Annotated in this window: 19 protein-coding genes; all 19 read left to right on the top strand. The window is 74.0% G+C overall.

The annotated features are described in order from the left end of the window. Positions 1 to 33: 33 nt before the first annotated feature. The 19 genes from pafA (at position 34) to ACWD4U_RS03765 (ending at position 17,634) form a co-directional block, all read left to right on the top strand. On the top strand, positions 34 to 1,395 hold the full coding sequence (gene pafA / locus ACWD4U_RS03855) for a Pup--protein ligase (RefSeq protein WP_363449210.1): 1,362 nt from the start codon (positions 34 to 36) through the stop codon (positions 1,393 to 1,395). Between the two features lie 78 nt (positions 1,396 to 1,473). Further along, positions 1,474 to 2,460: an FKBP-type peptidyl-prolyl cis-trans isomerase gene (locus ACWD4U_RS03850; RefSeq protein ID WP_363449212.1), complete on the top strand. Its 987-nt coding sequence runs from the start codon at positions 1,474 to 1,476 to the stop codon at positions 2,458 to 2,460. A 113-nt stretch (positions 2,461 to 2,573) separates the two neighbouring features. Next, on the top strand, positions 2,574 to 3,845 hold the full coding sequence (locus ACWD4U_RS03845; RefSeq protein WP_363449214.1) for an FKBP-type peptidyl-prolyl cis-trans isomerase: 1,272 nt from the start codon (positions 2,574 to 2,576) through the stop codon (positions 3,843 to 3,845). A 58-nt stretch (positions 3,846 to 3,903) separates the two neighbouring features. Continuing rightward, a complete protein-coding gene (locus ACWD4U_RS03840; RefSeq protein WP_035868835.1) occupies positions 3,904 to 4,275 on the top strand; it encodes an FKBP-type peptidyl-prolyl cis-trans isomerase in 372 nt (123 codons plus the stop codon). A 116-nt stretch (positions 4,276 to 4,391) separates the two neighbouring features. Continuing rightward, complete coding sequence (locus ACWD4U_RS03835) at positions 4,392 to 5,366, top strand: helix-turn-helix transcriptional regulator (protein WP_363449216.1); 975 nt, start codon at positions 4,392 to 4,394, stop codon at positions 5,364 to 5,366. A 26-nt stretch (positions 5,367 to 5,392) separates the two neighbouring features. Continuing rightward, positions 5,393 to 6,328 carry a helix-turn-helix transcriptional regulator gene (locus tag ACWD4U_RS03830; RefSeq protein ID WP_363449350.1) on the top strand — a complete coding sequence of 312 codons (936 nt, stop codon included), beginning with the start codon at positions 5,393 to 5,395 and terminating at the stop codon, positions 6,326 to 6,328. Beyond that, on the top strand, positions 6,325 to 6,555 hold the full coding sequence (locus ACWD4U_RS03825) for a competence protein CoiA family protein (RefSeq protein ID WP_363449218.1): 231 nt from the start codon (positions 6,325 to 6,327) through the stop codon (positions 6,553 to 6,555). Before ACWD4U_RS03830 ends, ACWD4U_RS03825 begins: the two co-directional genes overlap by 4 nt. A gap of 9 nt (positions 6,556 to 6,564) precedes the next feature. Then, the gene (locus tag ACWD4U_RS03820) at positions 6,565 to 6,717 is read left to right on the top strand and encodes a hypothetical protein (protein ID WP_363449220.1); all 153 of its coding nucleotides are present in this window, start codon (positions 6,565 to 6,567) and stop codon (positions 6,715 to 6,717) included. Positions 6,718 to 6,833: 116 nt separating this feature from the next. After that, complete coding sequence (locus ACWD4U_RS03815) at positions 6,834 to 7,088, top strand: twin-arginine translocase TatA/TatE family subunit (protein ID WP_363449222.1); 255 nt, start codon at positions 6,834 to 6,836, stop codon at positions 7,086 to 7,088. 52 nt (positions 7,089 to 7,140) lie between these two features. Then, a complete protein-coding gene (tatC, locus tag ACWD4U_RS03810; RefSeq protein WP_363449224.1) occupies positions 7,141 to 8,079 on the top strand; it encodes a twin-arginine translocase subunit TatC in 939 nt (312 codons plus the stop codon). Positions 8,080 to 8,215: 136 nt separating this feature from the next. After that, complete coding sequence (locus tag ACWD4U_RS03805; RefSeq protein ID WP_363449226.1) at positions 8,216 to 9,388, top strand: NAD(P)/FAD-dependent oxidoreductase; 1,173 nt, start codon at positions 8,216 to 8,218, stop codon at positions 9,386 to 9,388. 103 nt (positions 9,389 to 9,491) lie between these two features. After that, positions 9,492 to 9,800 carry a (2Fe-2S)-binding protein gene (locus tag ACWD4U_RS03800; RefSeq protein WP_449787089.1) on the top strand — a complete coding sequence of 103 codons (309 nt, stop codon included), beginning with the start codon at positions 9,492 to 9,494 and terminating at the stop codon, positions 9,798 to 9,800. Then, the gene (locus ACWD4U_RS03795; protein ID WP_363449231.1) at positions 9,781 to 11,172 is read left to right on the top strand and encodes an FAD/NAD(P)-dependent oxidoreductase; all 1,392 of its coding nucleotides are present in this window, start codon (positions 9,781 to 9,783) and stop codon (positions 11,170 to 11,172) included. Before ACWD4U_RS03800 ends, ACWD4U_RS03795 begins: the two co-directional genes overlap by 20 nt. Before the next feature lie 152 nt (positions 11,173 to 11,324). Then, entirely contained in the window at positions 11,325 to 12,188 is an 864-nt protein-coding gene (locus ACWD4U_RS03790) for a dihydrodipicolinate synthase family protein (protein WP_449787095.1), read from the top strand. Positions 12,189 to 12,338: 150 nt separating this feature from the next. Further along, positions 12,339 to 13,343 carry a proline racemase family protein gene (locus ACWD4U_RS03785; protein WP_363449235.1) on the top strand — a complete coding sequence of 335 codons (1,005 nt, stop codon included), beginning with the start codon at positions 12,339 to 12,341 and terminating at the stop codon, positions 13,341 to 13,343. Between the two features lie 249 nt (positions 13,344 to 13,592). Then, positions 13,593 to 14,972, top strand: a complete 1,380-nt coding sequence (locus tag ACWD4U_RS03780; RefSeq protein WP_363449237.1) for an aldehyde dehydrogenase family protein — start codon at positions 13,593 to 13,595, stop codon at positions 14,970 to 14,972. Then, on the top strand, positions 14,973 to 15,980 hold the full coding sequence (locus ACWD4U_RS03775) for a proline racemase family protein (RefSeq protein ID WP_363449239.1): 1,008 nt from the start codon (positions 14,973 to 14,975) through the stop codon (positions 15,978 to 15,980). Then, positions 15,977 to 16,891, top strand: coding sequence for an ornithine cyclodeaminase family protein (locus ACWD4U_RS03770; RefSeq protein ID WP_363449241.1), 915 nt, complete (start codon positions 15,977 to 15,979; stop codon positions 16,889 to 16,891). Before ACWD4U_RS03775 ends, ACWD4U_RS03770 begins: the two co-directional genes overlap by 4 nt. 41 nt (positions 16,892 to 16,932) lie before the next feature. After that, entirely contained in the window at positions 16,933 to 17,634 is a 702-nt protein-coding gene (locus tag ACWD4U_RS03765) for a GntR family transcriptional regulator (RefSeq protein WP_363449243.1), read from the top strand. Positions 17,635 to 17,730 lie beyond the last annotated feature (96 nt).

Genomic DNA, 17,730 nt, shown 5'->3' with positions numbered 1-17,730 from the left:
TTCACGGAGCTTCACACAGAGAAGAGTCGCCATATGGACCGCCGAATTTTCGGGCTGGAGAACGAGTACGGCGTCACCTGCACGTTCCGGGGACAGCGTCGGCTGTCGCCGGACGAGGTCGCCCGGTACCTCTTCCGCCGCGTTGTCTCCTGGGGCCGCAGCAGCAATGTCTTCCTGAAGAACGGCGCCCGCCTCTACCTCGACGTCGGCTCCCACCCCGAGTACGCGACCCCCGAGTGCGACGACGTGACCGAGCTGGTCACCCACGACAAGGCCGGCGAGCGGATCCTCGAGGGCCTGCTGGTCGACGCCGAGCGGCGGCTGCACGAGGAGGGCATCGCCGGCGACGTCTACCTGTTCAAGAACAACACCGACTCGGCCGGCAACTCCTACGGCTGCCACGAGAACTACCTGGTGGCCCGACACGGCGAGTTCTCCCGGCTGGCGGACGTGCTGATCCCGTTCCTGGTGACCCGTCAGCTGATCTGCGGCGCCGGCAAGGTGCTGCAGACCCCGCGCGGCGCGGTGTACTGCGTCAGCCAGCGCGCCGAGCACATCTGGGAGGGCGTCAGCTCCGCCACCACCCGCTCCCGGCCGATCATCAACACCCGCGACGAGCCGCACGCCGACGCCGAGCGCTACCGGCGGCTGCACGTCATCGTCGGCGACTCCAACATGTCGGAGACCACCACGCTGCTCAAGGTCGGCGCGACCGACCTGGTGCTGCGGCTGATCGAGGCCGGGGTGGTGATGCGCGACCTGACGCTGGAGAACCCGATCCGGGCGATCCGCGAGGTCAGCCACGACCTCACCGGCACCCACCAGGTCCGGCTCGCCAACGGCCGGGAGGCCAGCGCGCTGGAGATCCAGGAGGAGTACTACTCCAAGGCGCTGGAGTTCGCCGACCGCAAGGGCCTCAACGAGGGCACGGTGGCCCGCGTCCTGGAGCTGTGGGGCCGCACCCTGGAGGCGGTCCGCACCGAGGACCTGGCCAAGGTCGGCACCGAGATCGACTGGATCATGAAGTACCAGCTGATCGAGAAGTACCGCGAGAAGCACCAGATGACGATGTCGAACCCGCGGATCGCGCAGATCGACCTCGCCTACCACGACATCCACCGCCGCCGCGGCCTGTTCTACCTGCTGCAGAAGAACGGCAAGGCGGCCCGGGTCAGCACCGACCTGCTCACCTTCCAGGCCAAGTCGGTGCCCCCGCAGACCACCCGGGCCCGGCTGCGCGGCGACTTCATCCGCCGCGCCCAGGAGCAGCGCCGCGACTTCACCGTCGACTGGGTGCACCTGAAGCTGAACGACCAGGCGCAGCGCACCGTGCTGTGCAAGGACCCGTTCCGCGCGGTCGACGAGCGGGTGGAGAAGCTGATCGCCGGGATGTAGCGCCCGGCCTGACGGCCCGTCGGGGGCGCGCCACCGCGCCTCCGACGGACCGGGCGAAACGGGTCATACGCTGACCCCATGCGTCGAATCGCCTCCCTGCTCACCGTCCCCCTCGCCGCCGTGCTGCTCGCCGGGTGCAGCAGCGGCGGCGGCAAATCCGCGGGGGCGACGCCCTCGGCCACCGCCTCGGCCGCGGAGGTGCCGAGCCCGGTGGCCTCGGCCTCGCCGATGCCGACGGTCAGCGGGGACTTCGGCTCGAAGGCGACCATCACGCTCCCGTCCGAGCAGCCCAGCGGGCAGTTCGTGGTGAGCGTCGTGACCGAGGGCACGGGTGCCACGGTCAACAAGGGCGACTGGGTGACGGTCAACTACACCGCCAAGGACTGGACCACCGGCAAGGACCTGGCCAGCTCCTACGACAGCGGCGGCAAGCCGCAGCTGTACCAGGCCGGCAGCGGGCAGCTGGTGCCCGCCTTCGACCAGAGCGTGGTCGGCAAGAAGGTCGGCAGCCGGCTGCTGGTGGTGGCCCCGCCGGCCGCCGGGTTCGGCTCGCAGGGATCCTCGGCGCTGGGCGTCGGCAAGGACGACACGGTGGTCTTCGTGCTGGACGTGGTGGAATCCGTCCCGCAGGACTCGACCATCTCCGGGCAGATGACCGAGCCCCCGGCCACCGCCCCGCAGGTGAAGGACAACGGCAAGGCCGCGCCGACCATCACCATCCCGGCCGGGCAGGCCCCGCCGACCGAGCTCCAGCAGTACGTGCTGGTCAAGGGCACCGGCGCGGAGGTGAAGTCCGGGCAGACCCTGGTGGTCCAGTACACCGGCGTCACCTGGGCCGACGGCAAGCAGTTCGACTCCTCGTGGAACCACGGCGGCGCGCAGGCGCTGCAGGTCGGCACCGGCAGCCTGATCAAGGGCTGGGACCAGGGCCTGGTCGGCCAGACCGTGGGCAGCCGGGTGATGCTGGTGGTCCCGCCGTCGCTGGGCTACGGCGACAAGGCGTCCGGGTCGATCCCGGCGAACTCCACCCTGGTGTTCGTGATCGACATCCTGGAAGCCGTCTGACAACTGCCTGGTAACGGGGCACGGACCGGCGGAACGGCTCTCATAGCGACCTGACATACTGCTGCCCCGCACCATGAGGTACACGCGTCGTCGGGCGAGATGAATGGGGAGTCATGTCTGAGAAAGCGTCGAGCCCGGACGAGGCCGACACCACCGGGAAGCCGGGGGCCGCGGATCGCGAGTCGATCGTCGTCCCGGCCGAGCTGTTGGGCCAGGCCGGCTGGGGCTCGGGCGACCTGCGGGCGAACGGCACCGCCAAGGAGGACGAGACCCCGCAGGTCTTCGCCTCCACCGTCCGCAAGCAGGACGTCTCCGAGGCCGGCTACGACGAGAACCCGCCGAGCGTGGGCCGCCTCGGCGTGGTGCTCGGCACCATCCTGGCGGTGCTGCTGGTCGGCAGCGGCATCACCCTGTACATGGTGAACAAGGACAACGGGAAGTCCACCTCCAAGGCGGACGCGGCGACGGCCTCCAGCGCGGCGCCGACCCCGACCGAGGACCCGGTCCCGCCGATCAAGGACAACGCCAAGGTGCTGCCCACGGTGGCCGGCGACTTCGGCAGCAAGGCCACCATCACCGTGCCCAAGGAGGCCGCCGACGGCAGCTTCGTGGTCAAGGAGCTGTCCGCGGGCAACGGCGCGAAGGTCGAGAAGGGCCACTGGGTCAGCGTCGACTTCACCGCGATGGACTGGAACACCGGCAAGGAGATCCAGGGCTCGTACGACCAGGACGGCAAGCCGCAGCTGTACCAGGCCGACTCCGGAAAGCTGATCGCCGCCCTCGACAAGGCCGTCACCGGCCACAAGGCCGGCAGCCGGCTGCTGGTGGTGGCCCCGCCGGCCGCCGCGTTCGGCAGCGCCGGCAGCAGCGGCATGGGCGTCGGCGGGACCGACAACCTGGTCTTCGTGCTCGACATCCGCAACTCCACCGCGCCCGACGCGGTGCTCTCCGGCGACATGACCCCGCCGCCGGCCGACTTCCCGAAGGTGAAGGACAACGGCAAGAAGCCGTTCGACATCACCCCGGTCGCCGGCGCGGCCGACCCGACCGAGCTGAAGAGCCACGTCCTGATCCAGGGCAAGGGCCGCAAGATCGCCTCCGGTGAGAAGGTCGTCGTCCAGTACACCGGCGCGCTGTACAAGGACGGCAAGAAGTTCGACTCCTCGCTCGACCGCGGCCAGGCGTTCAGCTTCGTCACCGGTGGCGGCGGCGTCATCGAGGGCTGGGACAAGGGCGTCACCGGGCAGACCGTGGGCAGCCGGATCGAGCTGGTCATCCCCGCCTCGCTGGCCTACAAGGACCAGGCGAACAACGGGATTCCGGCCAACTCCACGCTGGTCTTCGTGATCGACATCCTGGACGCGGGCGTCGGCGGCGCGGACTGACGCCTCGTCGGCGGCCTAGGATGAGGGACGTTCACGCAATCGAAAGAGAAGAGCAACCGTGAGCCTGACCAAGCCGGAGATCGACTTCCCGGGCGGCGACGCCCCGACCGAACTCCAGATCCGCGACATCGTGGTCGGTGACGGCGCCGAGGCCAAGGCCGGAGCGGTCGTCGAGGTCCACTACGTCGGCGTCACCTTCGCGTCCGGCGAGGAGTTCGACGCCTCCTGGAACCGCGGCCAGACCTTCCGCTTCCCGCTGGGCGGCGGCCGGGTCATCAAGGGCTGGGACCAGGGTGTCGAGGGCATGCGCGTCGGCGGTCGCCGCGAGCTGATCATCCCGCCGCACCTGGCCTACGGGAACCAGTCCCCGAGCCCGCTGATCCCGGCCGGCTCCACCCTGATCTTCGTGGTGGACCTGCTGGGCGTCTGACCTCGGACGCAGCTTCGAACCCCCGGTTCCGCCTGGAGCCGGGGGTTCGGCTTTCGCCGAGCGTGTCCGGACCGGTACGGTCAGGCGGTCACCCCCGATCGGAGGAAGGGTCAGCGATGGCGATCGCCAAGGCAGAGCGGCTGATGAACCTCGCCCTGTGCCTGATGAACACCCGGCGTCCGCTCTCCAAGAAGGAGCTGCGCGAATCCGTCGAGGCGTACCGGGAAGCCTGGCAACAAGGCTCCGAGGACGCCTTCAACCGGATGTTCGAGCGCGACAAGGACGACCTGCGCGAACTCGGCCTGGTCATCGACGTGGACGAGAACGCGCTCGACGGCGAGGTCGGCTACCTGGCCCGTCGCGACCGCAACCGCCTCCCCGAGATCGCGCTGGACGCCGAGGAGGCCGCCGCGCTCACCCTGGCCGCCCGGGTGTGGCAGCAGGCCAAGATGTCCGGCGCCGCCAGCGGCGCGCTGCAGAAGCTGCGCGCGGCCGGCGTCCCGTTCGCCGAGGACCGCGAGCACGGCGCCCTGGAGCCCCGCATCCCGGCCCGCGAGGCCGCGTTCGAGCCACTGCTCACCGCCGCCCGCGACCGACGCCCCGTCACCTTCGAGTACCGCAAGGCCGGCGCGGCCGCGACCGAGCCGCGCTCGGTCGAGCCGTGGGCGCTGGAGTGCTGGCGCGGCCACTGGTACCTGGCGGGCTACGACCGCGACCGGGGCAGCGCCCGGGTGTTCCGGCTGTCCCGGATCACCGGCAAGGTGCGCTCCCGGGCCGGCTCGTTCACCGGTGAGGTCCCGCAGCACGTCGACGTGCGCGCCGTGGTCGCCCGCTTCGCCGGCGAGGGCGCGACGGCGGTGGCCGTGGTGCGGCTGCGCCGTGGCGCCGCGTACCCGCTGCGCCAGCGCGCGCTGGAGACCCGGCCGGTGGACGCCGACTGGGACGAGCTGGACATCCCGCACGGCAACGGGCTCGGCGCGGACCTCGCCGAGTACGGGCCGGACGTCATCGTGGTCGGCCCCGAGGAACTGCGGGCCGACGTCATCGACCGGCTGCGCGCGGTCGCCGGTCTCGCGGAGGTTGCACAGTGAGTAACGCCATCGACCAGACGCGGCGGATGCTGTCGCTGGTCACCTACCTGCGCGAGCGGCCCGGCGCCGAGGTGGCCGAGGTGGCCCGCGCCTTCGGGATCACCGAGCGCGAGCTGATCGGCGACCTCGACGTGCTGCCGATGTGCGGCACCAGCTTCCGCGGCGGCGACCTGCTCGACATCGACACCGACGGCGAGCGGATCTGGTGGCACAACGTGGACGACGTCGCCCAGCCGCTGAGGCTGGCCGCCGACGAGGCCACCGCGCTGCTGGTCGCCGCCCGCGCGGTGGCCGGCCTGCCCGGGCTGCGCGAGCGCGACCGGCAGGCGCTCACCCGGGCCGTCGCCAAGATCGAGGACGCCGCGGGGGAGAGCGCCGAGTCGGCCGCCCGGGTCGGCGTCACCTTCGAGGCCGAGGGCACCGTCTTCGCCGACATCGACCGCGCGCTCAGCGAGGGCCGACTGATCTGGCTGCGCTACTGGTCGCACGGCCGCGGCGAGCTGACGGAGCGTGAGGTCGACCCGATCCGCCTGGTGACCGAGGGCCACACCTACCTCGAGGGCTGGTGCCGCACCTCCGAGGACCGGCGGACCTTCCGGCTCGACCGGATCGCCGAGATCAAGGTCCTCGACGAGCCCGCCAACCCGCCGCGCCTGCAGCCCCGCGACCTGTCCGCCGGCCTGGTCGCCCCCGCCGCCGACGACCCCCAGGTGGTGGTCGAGGTCGGACCCGGCGGCCGCTGGGTCGCCGAGTACTACACCCACGACAGCGCCGAGGAGCTCCCCGACGGGGGCCTGCGGATCACCCTGCGCAGCACCGACCCGTCGGGCCTGCGCCCGCTGGCGCTGCGGCTCGGCCGGGACGGGCGGATCGTCTCCCCGCCGCAGCTCGCCGAACAGGCCCGCACCGCCGCGCTCGCCGCCCTGCAGCACTACCGGGACGGGCAGGACAGCACCACGTGAGCGACGGCACCAGATTCAAGGTGTACTGCTCGCAGTGCCGGGAGAAGGTCGAACTCCCGGTCGGCGAGTTCCGGCTGGCGCTGGGCGCCAGCCGGGAGCGCACCTTCTACAGCTTCACCTGCCCGGCCTGCGGCGCCCCCGTGCGCAAGGTCGCCGGGGAGAAGATCGTCGCCGCGCTGACCGAGGCCGGGGTGCGGACCATGCGGCTGCTGCCGGTGGACGGATAGGGTCGGCGCATGTCCTGGACCCTGGTCGCCGCCGTCCTCCTGTCCACCGCCGGCCTGCTGCTGCTCGGCGGCCTCGCCGCCCGGCTCTGGCTGGACGTCCGGGCGCTGGCCCGCGAGGTGGAGGGCGCGGTCACCGCGCTGGAGCGCGCCGCCCGGTCGTAGCCCGGCGCCGGTGGGAACCCGATCGTTAGGGACCGGGTTCCCGCCGCGACACCCCGAGCGGCTACCATCGCCCGCAGTGGGGGAGACCTGCCTCCCGGAACGGAAGGCGGTGCCCGATGCGGATCTCACCGGCCGCGCTGCTGCTGCTCGCGGCCTTCGCCGTGCTGCTGTTCGGCGGCAAGCGACTGCCCGACGCGGCCCGCGCCCTCGGACGCTCGCTGCGCATCCTCAAGAGCGAGGGCAAGGCGCTGCGTCGCGAGTTCGCCGCCGGCGCCGAGACGCCCGCCACTCCGGCCGCGCGGCCCGCCGCCGAACCGGAACGGGTGGTCAAGACCGCCCCCGGCGCCTCGCGCGCCGACCGCGCCGCCTGACCGGCAGCGCCTCCACCACCGTCGACCGAGCCGCACGATTCGAGGACCCGGGTTGAGCAAGAACCCCAAAGCGCCGAAGGACCCCGAAGGGCGGATGGCGCTCGCCGACCACCTGCGCGAACTGCGCAACCGGCTGGTCAAGTCGTTGCTCGCGATCCTCGCGTTCACGGTCATCGCGGCGCTGTACAACAAGAAGCTGCTGGACTTCCTGATCGCCCCGCTGCCCGCCTGCGGGCCGGACGGGCATCCGGTGGCCGGGGACCAGCACTGCGCGCAGGTCTCCAACATCGGCCTGCTGACGCCGTTCACCCTGGTGCTCAAGGTCAGCCTCACCGCCGGTGTGGTCGCCGCCACCCCGGTCTGGCTGTACCAGCTGTGGAAGTTCGTCTCGCCGGGCCTGCACAAGCACGAGAAGCGCTACACCGTCGGCTTCCTGACGGCCGGCACCCCGCTGTTCCTGGCCGGCGCGGCCTTCGCGTACCTGGTCATGCCGATGACCGCGCAGGTGCTGATCAGCTTCGTCGCGGACGGCGTGACCTCGATCGTGCCGGTCGAGGACTACCTCGACCTGGTGACCCGGATGGTGCTGGTCTTCGGCGCCGGGTTCGAGCTGCCGCTGTTCCTGGTGATGCTCAACCTGGTCGGCGTGGTCACCGGCAAGCGGCTGCTCGGCTGGTGGCGGGCGATGGTGATGGGCATCACCGTCTTCGCGGCCTTCGCCACCCCGTCCGCCGACCCGCTGTCGATGCTGGCGCTGGCCGCGCCGATCTGGGCGCTGTACTTCCTGGCCGTCGGCATCTCGCTGCTCAACGACAAGCGCAAGGCCGAGCGCAACCCGGACAACGGGCTGAGCGACGAGGAGGCCTCGCACGTCGACCTGACCGTGGAGGACGTCGAGGACGCCGAGGCGGTGGGCGCGGCCGAGCGGGTCGAGGCGTCGTCCGCGCCGGTGCCCGCGGCGCGCGGCGAGCAGATCGACGACATCACCTGAGCGTGATCCGCTGAGTGATCGGAAGGCCCCGGACCGGTGCGGTCCGGGGCCTTCCGCATGCCCGGCGCGGGCCGGTGGGTGCAGATGCGCTGGTGGGGGGCTTGCCCGCGCTGAAGCCATGTGACATATTACTGACGTGTTGAAGCCAACCTCCTACGACGTCGTGGTGATCGGCGCCGGCGTGGTCGGCGCCGCCTGCGCCTACTACGCCGCGCGCGCCGGACTGCGGGTCGCCGTGGTGGACCGCGGCCCGGTGGCCGGCGGCACCACCGGCGCGGGCGAGGGCAACCTGCTGGTCTCCGACAAGGAACCCGGACCGGAACTCGACCTGGCCCTCTACTCCACCACCCTGTGGCGCGAACTCGCCGAGGAGTTCGGCGACCGGGTCGAGTACGAGGCCAAGGGCGGCCTGGTGGTCGCCTCCGCCCCGGCCGGCCTGGACGCCCTGCACGCCTTCGCCGAGCGGCAGCGCGCGGCCGGCGTGGAGGCCCGCCCGGTCGCCGCCGACGACCTGCACGCGCTGGAGCCGCACCTCGCCGACGGCCTGCCCGGCGGCTACCTGTACCCGCAGGACGCCCAGGTGCAGCCCGCGCTGGCCGCCGCCCACCTGCTGCGCGCCTCCGGCGCCGACCGCTACCTCGGCGAGGCCGTCACCGCGCTGCGCCGCGGCCCCGACGGCGCCCTCACCGGCGTGGTCACCGAACGCCGCGAACTGGCCGCCCCCGCCGTGGTCAACGCCGCCGGCACCTGGGGCGGCGAGGTCGCCGCGCTGGCCGGGGTCCGGCTGCCGGTGCTGCCGCGGCGCGGCTTCGTGCTGGTCACCGAGCCGCTGCCGCGGATCGTCCGGCACAAGGTGTACGCCGCCGACTACGTCGCCGACGTCGCCTCCGGCTCCGCCGACCTGCAGTCCTCCGCCGTGGTCGAGGGCACCCCCGCCGGGCCGGTGCTGATCGGTGCCAGCCGCGAACGGGTCGGCTTCGACCGCACCCTCCGCGCCGAGGTGCTGCACCGGCTCGCCCGGCAGGCCGCCGCGCTCTTCCCGGTGCTGCGCACCGTCCAGGTGCAGCGCGCCTACCGGGGCTTCCGCCCCTACCTGCCCGACCACCTGCCCGCGATCGGCGCGGACGCCCGGGTGCCCGGCCTCTACCAGGCCTGCGGCCACGAGGGCGCCGGCATCGGCCTGGCCCCCGCGACCGGGCTGCTGATCAGCCGTCAGCTCACCGGCCACACCCCCGATCTCGACCTCACCCCGTTCCGGCCCGAGCGGTTCGCCTCCGGCGGGGAGAGCGCGGAGGGAGAGGACGGATGAGCGCGCACCGGACCCGACCGGTCGGGCTCGAGCCGTCCGGGCCCGCCGGAGCACGTGCCGGGAGTGGCCGCCCGTCCGAACCGTTCGAGAGCGAGGAGTGACCGTGGACCCGATCGACCTGGTCGGCGCCGAGCCCGGCCCGGCCCGGACCGTCCTGTTCGACGGCCGGCCCGTCCCCGCGCTGCCCGGCCAGACCATCGCCGCCGCGCTGTGGGCGGACGGCGTGCTCGCCTGGCGCACCACCCGCACCGGCGGTCGGCCGCGCGGCGCGTTCTGCGGCATCGGCCAGTGCTTCGACTGCCTGGCCACCGTCAACGGCCGCCCCAACCAGCGCCTGTGCCTGCTGCCCGCCGAGCACGGCGACACCGTCACCACCCAGGAGGGCCACGGCCATGCCGACCTCGCCGTCTGAGCGGCCCCACGACCTCGCCGTGATCGGCGCCGGACCGGCCGGGCTGGCCGCCGCCGCCACCGCCGCCGACCTCGGCCTGCGGGTCGCGCTGCTGGACTCCGGCCCGCGCCTCGGCGGCCAGTACTACCGGCACCCCGCCCCCGAACTCGGCGCCGCCCGCCCCGAGAAGCTGCACCACGGCTGGGCCGCCTTCGCCCGGCTGCGGGCGCGGCTGACGGGCCATCACCTGGTCGACCACCTGGCCGGCCACCACGTCTGGGCCGCCGAAGCCGGCGAGCCCTGGCGCCTGCACGCCACCCGCGGCCCCCAGGCCGGCGACCGGGCCACCGTCCTGGCCCGCACCGTCCTGCTGGCCACCGGCGCCTACGAGCGGCAACTGCCCTTCCCCGGGTGGACGCTGCCCGGCGTGGTCACCGCGGGCGGCGCGCAGGCGATGCTCAAGTCCGGCCTGGTCCTGCCCGGCCGCCGGATCGTGCTGGCCGGCAGCGGACCCCTGCTGCTCGCCGCCGCCTCCTCGCTGGTCGCCGCCGGCGCCGAGGTCCCCGCCGTGGTCGAGGCCACCGACTACCTCGGCTACGCCCGCGGCCTGCCCACCCTGCTGGCCAACCCCGCCAAGCTGGTCGAGGGCGCCGAGCACGGGGCCGCGCTGCTGCGCCACCGGGTCCGGCTGCGCCGCTCCAGCGCGGTCGTCGAGGCGCACGGCGACGACCGCGTCACCGGCGTCACCGTGGCCCGCCTGGACGCCCGCTGGCGGCCGGTGCCCGGCACCGAGCGCCGGATCGCCTGCGACGCGCTGGCGATCGGCCACGGCCTGGTCCCGCAGATCGAACTGGCCACCGAACTCGGCGCGGCCACCCGCACCCTGCCCGACGGCACGGTCGCCCTGCGGGTCGACGCCGAGCAGCGCACCAGCCTGCCCGGCCTGTACGCGGCGGGGGAGACCTGCGGCGTCGGCGGCGCCGACCTCGCGCTCGCCGAGGGCGTACTGGCCGCGCACGCGATCGCGGGACGGCCCGCCCCCGAGCCGGTGCGCCGCCGCCGTGCGCGCCGCCGCCGGTTCGCCGAGCTGATGGCCGCCGCGCACGCGCCCGGACCGGAGTGGACCGGCTGGGTCACCGACGACACCGACGTCTGCCGCTGCGAGGAGGTCCCCGCCGGGCGGATCCGCGCCGCCGTCGACGAACTCGGTGCGGCGGACCCGCGGACCGTCAAGCTGCTCACCCGGGCCGGCATGGGCTGGTGCCAGGGCCGGATGTGCGGCCCCGCGGTGGCCCGCCTGTCCGGCGGCCCCACCGGACGCGCCGACAGCCGGCCGCTCTCCTGCCCCGTCCCGCTGGCCCAACTCGCCGACGGCACCGAACTTTCCCCCTGAGCCCGCCCCGCCGGGCTCCCCTGCTCGCGACGGCCGACGGCCCGGGCCCTTGTGGTTCACCGTCGCCCGTTTATAAAATGTCACACATCATATCGAGGGAGACCCCCGTGACCCGCACCCCCCACGACCCCGCCCGTCCCTGGCGCGGCATCATGGTCGCCACCACGCTGCCCTTCCGTGACGACCTCACGGTGGACTACGACGCCTACGCCGAGCACGTCCGCTGGCTGATCGACAACGGCTGCGACGGCGTCGTCCCGAACGGCTCGCTGGGCGAGTACCAGACCCTCACCCCCGAGGAGCGCGCCAAGGTCGTCACCACCGCCGTCGAGGCGGCCGGCGACGGCGCCCGCGTGATGCCCGGCGTCGCCGCCTACGGCAGCGCCGAGTCCCGCCGCCTCGCCGAGCAGGCCGCCGAGGCCGGCGCCGGCTCCGTGCTGCTGCTCCCGCCGAACGCGTACCGCGCCGACCACGCCGCGGTCCGCGCCCACTACGCCGAGGTCGCCAAGGCCGGAGTGCCGATCGTCGCCTACAACAACCCGATCGACACCAAGGTCGACCTGGTCCCCGCGCTGCTCGCCGCGCTCCACGCGGCCGGCTCGATCGTCGCCGTGAAGGAGTTCTCCGGCGACGTCCGCCGCGCCTACGAGATCGCCGAGCTCGCCCCCGAGCTCGACCTGCTGATCGGCGCCGACGACGTCCTGCTGGAGCTCGCCGTGGCCGGCGCGGTCGGCTGGATCGCCGGCTACCCCAACGCGCTGCCCGCCGCCAGCGCCGAGCTGTACCACGCCGCGGTGTCCGGCGACCTGGCCACCGCGCTGCCGCTCTACAAGTCGCTGCACTCGCTGCTGCGCTGGGACTCCAAGACCGAGTTCGTCCAGGCCATCAAGCTCTCCATGGACCTGGCCGGCCGCCGCGGCGGTCCGACCCGCGCCCCGCGACTGCCGCTCACCGGCGAGGTCGAGGCCGCGGTGCGCGCCGCCACCGAGAAGGCCCTCGCCGAGGGCCACAAGTAGGGGCAACCAGCAGGGGCCGTCAGTAGGGCCGCGACCAGGGCCGCGGGCAGGGCTTCGCGCCAGGCCGCCGGCACGGGTCCCGCAAGCGGCCGGGCCGGCTCTCCGGGGGGAGCCGGCCCGGCTGACCCGCCGTCAGGAGACAACACCGACATGCGTACCCGCCACGTCTTCCACGCCGTCGACTCGCACACCGAGGGCATGCCCACCCGCGTCATCACCGGCGGGTTCGGCACCATTCCGGGCGCCACCATGGCCGAGCGGCGCGTCCACTTCCAGCAGCACCTGGACCACTTCCGGACGCTGCTGATGTACGAGCCGCGCGGCCACGCCGCGATGAGCGGCGCGATCCTGCAGCCGCCCACCCGCCCCGACGCCGACTTCGGCGTCCTCTACATCGAGGTCTCCGGACTGCTCCCGATGTGCGGCCACGGCACGATCGGCGTCGCCACCGTCCTGGTCGAGACCGGCATGGTCCCGGTGGTCGAACCGGTCACCACCGTCCGCCTCGACACCCCCGCCGGCCTGGTCGTCGCCGACGTCCGGGTCGAGGGCGGGGCGGCCGTCGCGGTGACCATCCGCAACGTGCCGTCGTACTCCGTCGGGCTGGACCTGAAGGCCGAGGTCCCCGGGTACGGCACCGTGCGGTACGACCTGGCGTACGGCGGCAACTACTACGCGATCCTGCCGCTGGCCGAGTTCGGGCTGCCGTTCGAGCGCGGGCGCAAGGACGACATCCTGGCCGCCGGGCTGGCGCTGATGGACGTGATCAACGCCTCCGAGGGCCGCCCCGTGCACCCCGAGGACCCCTCCATCCACAGCTGCCACCACGTCCAGCTGCTGGCCCCCGGCTCCGACGCGGTGCACTCCCGCCACGCGATGGCCATCCACCCCGGCTGGTTCGACCGCTCGCCCTGCGGGACGGGCACCTCCGCGCGGATGGCCCAGCTGCACGCCCGCGGCGAGCTCGCCCTCGACACCGACTTCCGCAACGACTCCTTCATCGGCACCACCTTCACCGGCCGCCTGGTCGCCGAGACCACCGTCGCCGGCCACCCCGCCGTCATCCCCACCGTCACCGGCCGCGCCTGGCTCACCGGCACCGCCCAGTACTTCCTCGACCCCGCCGACCCCTTCCCCGCCGGTTTCCTGCTGTAGGGCAATCGGCTGCGCCCCGCCGAGCTGCGCCCCGACAGGGGCGGGGAACTGCGCGAGTCGGAAGAGACGCACAGTCAGTTCCGGGGATGGCGAGTCAGTTGCACCTCGGCGGGTGCGGCGGAACGTGGCACCCGGCCGGTGTCCGTGCCCCGACCTTCCCCAAGTTCCCTTCCGCCCCGCGCAGTTCCCCGCGCCCCTGTCGGGGCGCAGCCTGGTGGTGCGCGTCGTTCACGAAAGGTTTTCGTTCCCATGACCCTCATCAACTCGTACAACCCCGCCGATCCGGAGGATCTGGTCGTCGCCGCCGAGGCCGTGGGGGCGGCCGGTGTGGAGGCGGCGATCGTGGCGGCGCGCCGGGCGCAGCGGGCGTGGGTGGCGTTGGGCGCCGCGGGGCGGGCGGCAGCCCTGTCGCGGGCTGCGGCGGCGGTGGAGGGGGCTGCGGAGGAGCTGGCGCGGCTGGTGGTGCGGGAGGTGGGGAAGCCGGTGGCCGAGGCACGCGGGGAGGTGGCGCGGACGGTGGCCATCTGGCGCTACTACGCGCAGGCGCCGTTCGCCGCCGCGGGCGCCGTGCACGAGCCGGCCGCGGGGGAGGGGCTGCTGCTGACGCGTCGTCGGCCGTACGGTGTGGCGGGTCTGATCACGCCGTGGAACTTCCCGCTGGCGATCCCGACCTGGAAGGCCGCGCCGGCGCTGGCCGTCGGCAACACCGTGGTGCTGAAGCCCGCCCCGGAGGCGACCGCGTGCGCCCTGCGGCTGGCCGAGCTCGCGGGCCTGCCCGAGGGCGTGCTGACGGTGGTGCCGGGCGGCGCCGAGGAGGGGACGGCGCTGGTGGCCGGTACCGACGTGGTGTCGTTCACGGGCTCGACCGCCGTCGGCCGGGCCGTGGTGGCGGCGACCGCCGACCGCGGGGTGCCGGTGCAGGCGGAGATGGGCGGGCTGAACGCGGCGCTGGTGCTGCCGGACGCGGACGTGGCGCAGGCCGCCGCGCACCTGGCGAACGCCATCGCGGGCTACGCGGGCCAGAAGTGCACCGCGACCAGCCGGGTGATCGCGGTCGGCGACGCGTACGAGCCGCTCGCGGAGGCGCTGGCCAAGGCGCTGGCGCGGACCGCGGCCGGCGACCCGGCCGACGGGGTGACGGTGTGCGGTCCGGTGATCAACCGTCCGGCGCTGGAGCGGCTGACCGGGGCGATCGAGGGCGCGCGGGCCGGTGGCGCCACCGTGCTGACCGGCGGGGTGCGCCCGGAGCGGGCCGGGTGGTTCCTGGAGCCGACGCTGCTGGAGAACGTCCCGGCGGGGGACCCGCTGCTGACCGAGGAGTTCTTCGGGCCGGTGGCGGTGCTGCTGCACGCCGCCGACCTCGACGAGGCGATCGCGCTGGCCAACGACACCCGGCACAGCCTGTCGACCTCGGTGCACTCGCGGAGCCTGGACGTGGCGCTGGCCGCCGCGGACCGGCTGGACGCGGGGATGATCAGGGTCAACGCGCCGTCCAGCGGCGTCGACTTCCACCTGCCGTTCGGCGGGGCGAAGGCGGCCTCGTACGGGTCGCGCGAGCAGGGCCAGGCGGTGCTGGACTTCTACACCGCGTCACGGACCGTCAGCGTCCTTCCCGCCGAGGTGAACTGAGTGAACATCGCGACCATCGACTACCACACCGCCGGGGAGCCGTTCCGGATCGTGATCGCCGGGCTGCCGCCGGTCCCGGGGGACAGCGTCGCCGAGCGGCGGCGGTTCGCCGTCGGCGCGGGCGGCACGGCCACCTCGCCGCGGCCGAGCGCGCTGGACGACGTCCGCCGGCTGCTCACCCGGGAGCCGCGCGGGCACGCCGGGATGTACGGCGGGTTCATCGTGCCGCCGGACGACGGCGAGGCGCACTTCGGGGTGCTGTTCTGGCACAAGGACGGCTACTCCACCGCCTGCGGGCACGGCACCATGGCGCTCGGCGCGTGGGCGGTCGACTCCGGACTGGTGGCCGCGCCGGACGACGGCAGCGCGCTGGTGCGGATCGACGTCCCGTCCGGGCGGGTCAGCGCCACCGTGCACCGCTCCGGCGGCCGCACCACCGGCGTGACCTTCCGCAACGTGCCGACCCGGGTGCTGGCCCGCAAGGTCGAGCTGCCGACCTCCCGAGGCGTGGTCGCGGTGGACCTGGCGGACTCCGGGGCGGTGTACGCCTCGCTGCCCGCCGCCGCGCTCGGCCTGTCCGTGGTCCCGGACCGGCTGCCCGAACTGACCGCCGCCGGGCGGGAGATCCGCGCCGCGCTGGAGGGCCACGAGGCCCTGGCCGGGCACCGCGACGGCGTCTACGGGGTCATCCTGTACGACGAGCTGCCCGACACGCCGTCAGGTCCGCACCAGCGCAACGTCACGGTCTTCGCCGACGGCCAGATCGACCGCTCCCCGTGCGGCTCCGGCACCTCCGCCCGGCTCGCGCTGCTCGCCGAGGACGCGGTGATGGGCCCCGGACGCCAGCTGCGGCACGACTCGATCATCGGCACGGTCTTCACCGGCCGGGTGCGCGGGCAGCACGCCGACGGCGTGGTCACCGAGGTCACCGGCACCGCCCACCGCACCGGTGAGCACCGCTTCGTGCTGGACTCCGACGACAGCCTCGGCGCCGGGTTCCTGCTGTGACCGCACTGCTGGAGCTGACGCTCGGTCACCCGGAGGCGATCGACGCGCTGGAGCGCGCCCTGCGCGGCGGGTTGGACGTGGAGTCCTGCCCGCCGCGCTCGGCGGTCGCCGTCCCGGCCGGCGAGCTGCTGCTGATGCCCGCCGCCGACGGGGAGTTCGCCGGGGTGAAGATCGCCGGGGTGGTGCCCGCCAACCCGGCGGCCGGCCTGCCCAGGATCACCGGCAGCTACCTGCTGCTGGACGGCCGCACCCTGCAGCCGCTCGCCCTGCTGGACGGCGCCGCGCTCACCGCGCTGCGCACCCCCGCCGTGACCGCGCTGGCACTGCGGGCGCTGGCCGCCCCCGACGCCGCGCACCTGGTGCTGTTCGGCGCCGGACCGCAGGCGTGGGGCCACCTTGAGGCGCTGCGCACCGTGCTGCCGCTGCGCCGGCTGACCGTGGTGGCGCGCCGCCCCGCACCGGCCGAGGAGCTGGTGCGGTACGCCGCCGGGCTGGGCCTGGCCGCCGGGCGCGGCGGGCCCGACGCGGTGGCGGCGGCCGACCTGGTGGTGTGCTGCACCACCGCCCGCACCCCGCTGTTCGACGGCCGACTGGTGCCGGACCGCGCGGCGGTGGCCGCGGTCGGCTCGCACGAGCCGGACGCCCGGGAGGTCGACGAGCACCTGGTGCACCGGGCCGGCCTGTTCGTCGAGGCCCGGGCGGTGGCGCTGCGCGAGGCCGGTGACCTGCTGCAGGCGGGGGTCGGGGCGGAGCGGCTTGCTAATCTGTCAGAACTGGTGACCGGCGGGGCAGTTGTCCGCCATGATCGGCCGAGGTTCTTCAAGAGCGTCGGCATGGCCTGGCAGGATCTGGCGGTGGCGGCGGCCCAGTTCGAGGCGCAGCATCCAGGGCATTCACTCTCCGCAACGTGACATTGTACAATGAGGTTCTGTTGAACCTCCGGAGGAGCACCATGGCCGACCTGAAGCCCCGCAACCTCATCTCCGTCCAGGAGCGGCTGCGCGACCAGGTCGCCCACGCCCTGCGCGCCGCGCTGATCTCCGGCGAGCTGCGCCCCGGCGTGGTCTACTCCGCCCCGGCGCTGGCCGCCGACTTCGGTGTCTCCGCCACCCCCGTCCGCGAGGCGATGCTCGACCTGGCCCGCGAGGGCCTGGTCGAGGCCGTCCGCAACAAGGGCTTCCGGGTCACCGAGCTGAGCGAGCGCGACCTCGACGAGTTCACCGAGATCCGCGCGCTGATCGAGGTCCCCACGGTCGGCCAGGTCACCCGCACCGCCACCGCCGAGCAGCTGGAGGCGCTGCGCCCACAGGCCGAGGCGATCGTCGCCGCCGCGCGCAAGCACGACCTGATCGGCTACCTGGAGGCCGACCGCCAGTTCCACCTCGACCTGCTCGCCCTGGCCGGCAACGCCCGCCTGGTGGAGACCGTCGGCGACCTGCGCAAGCGCTCCCGCCTCTACGGCCTCAACCGGCTCGACCAGCGCGGCGAACTGGTCTCCTCCGCCGAGGAGCACCAGGAACTCCTCGACGTCATGCTCACCGGCGACGCCAAGGCCGCCGAGGAGTGCATGACCCGCCACCTCGGCCACGTCCGCCACCTCTGGGCCGCCGACGAGCAGCCCGCCCCCACCGCTCTGCGCCTGCCCGGCCGCTGACGGCCTGCGGCCGGCCCGCGCCAGTCGTGGGGCCGGTTTCGTGCGCCTCCGGATGCCCGGCCGCCGACGCCCGGTCGCAGGCTCCGCTCCGCCTGG

The organism is Kitasatospora sp. NPDC002522 (assembly GCF_053595195.1).
Note: the sequence above shows the minus strand (reverse complement) of the source record. Positions and strands in the feature narration are given on the sequence as shown.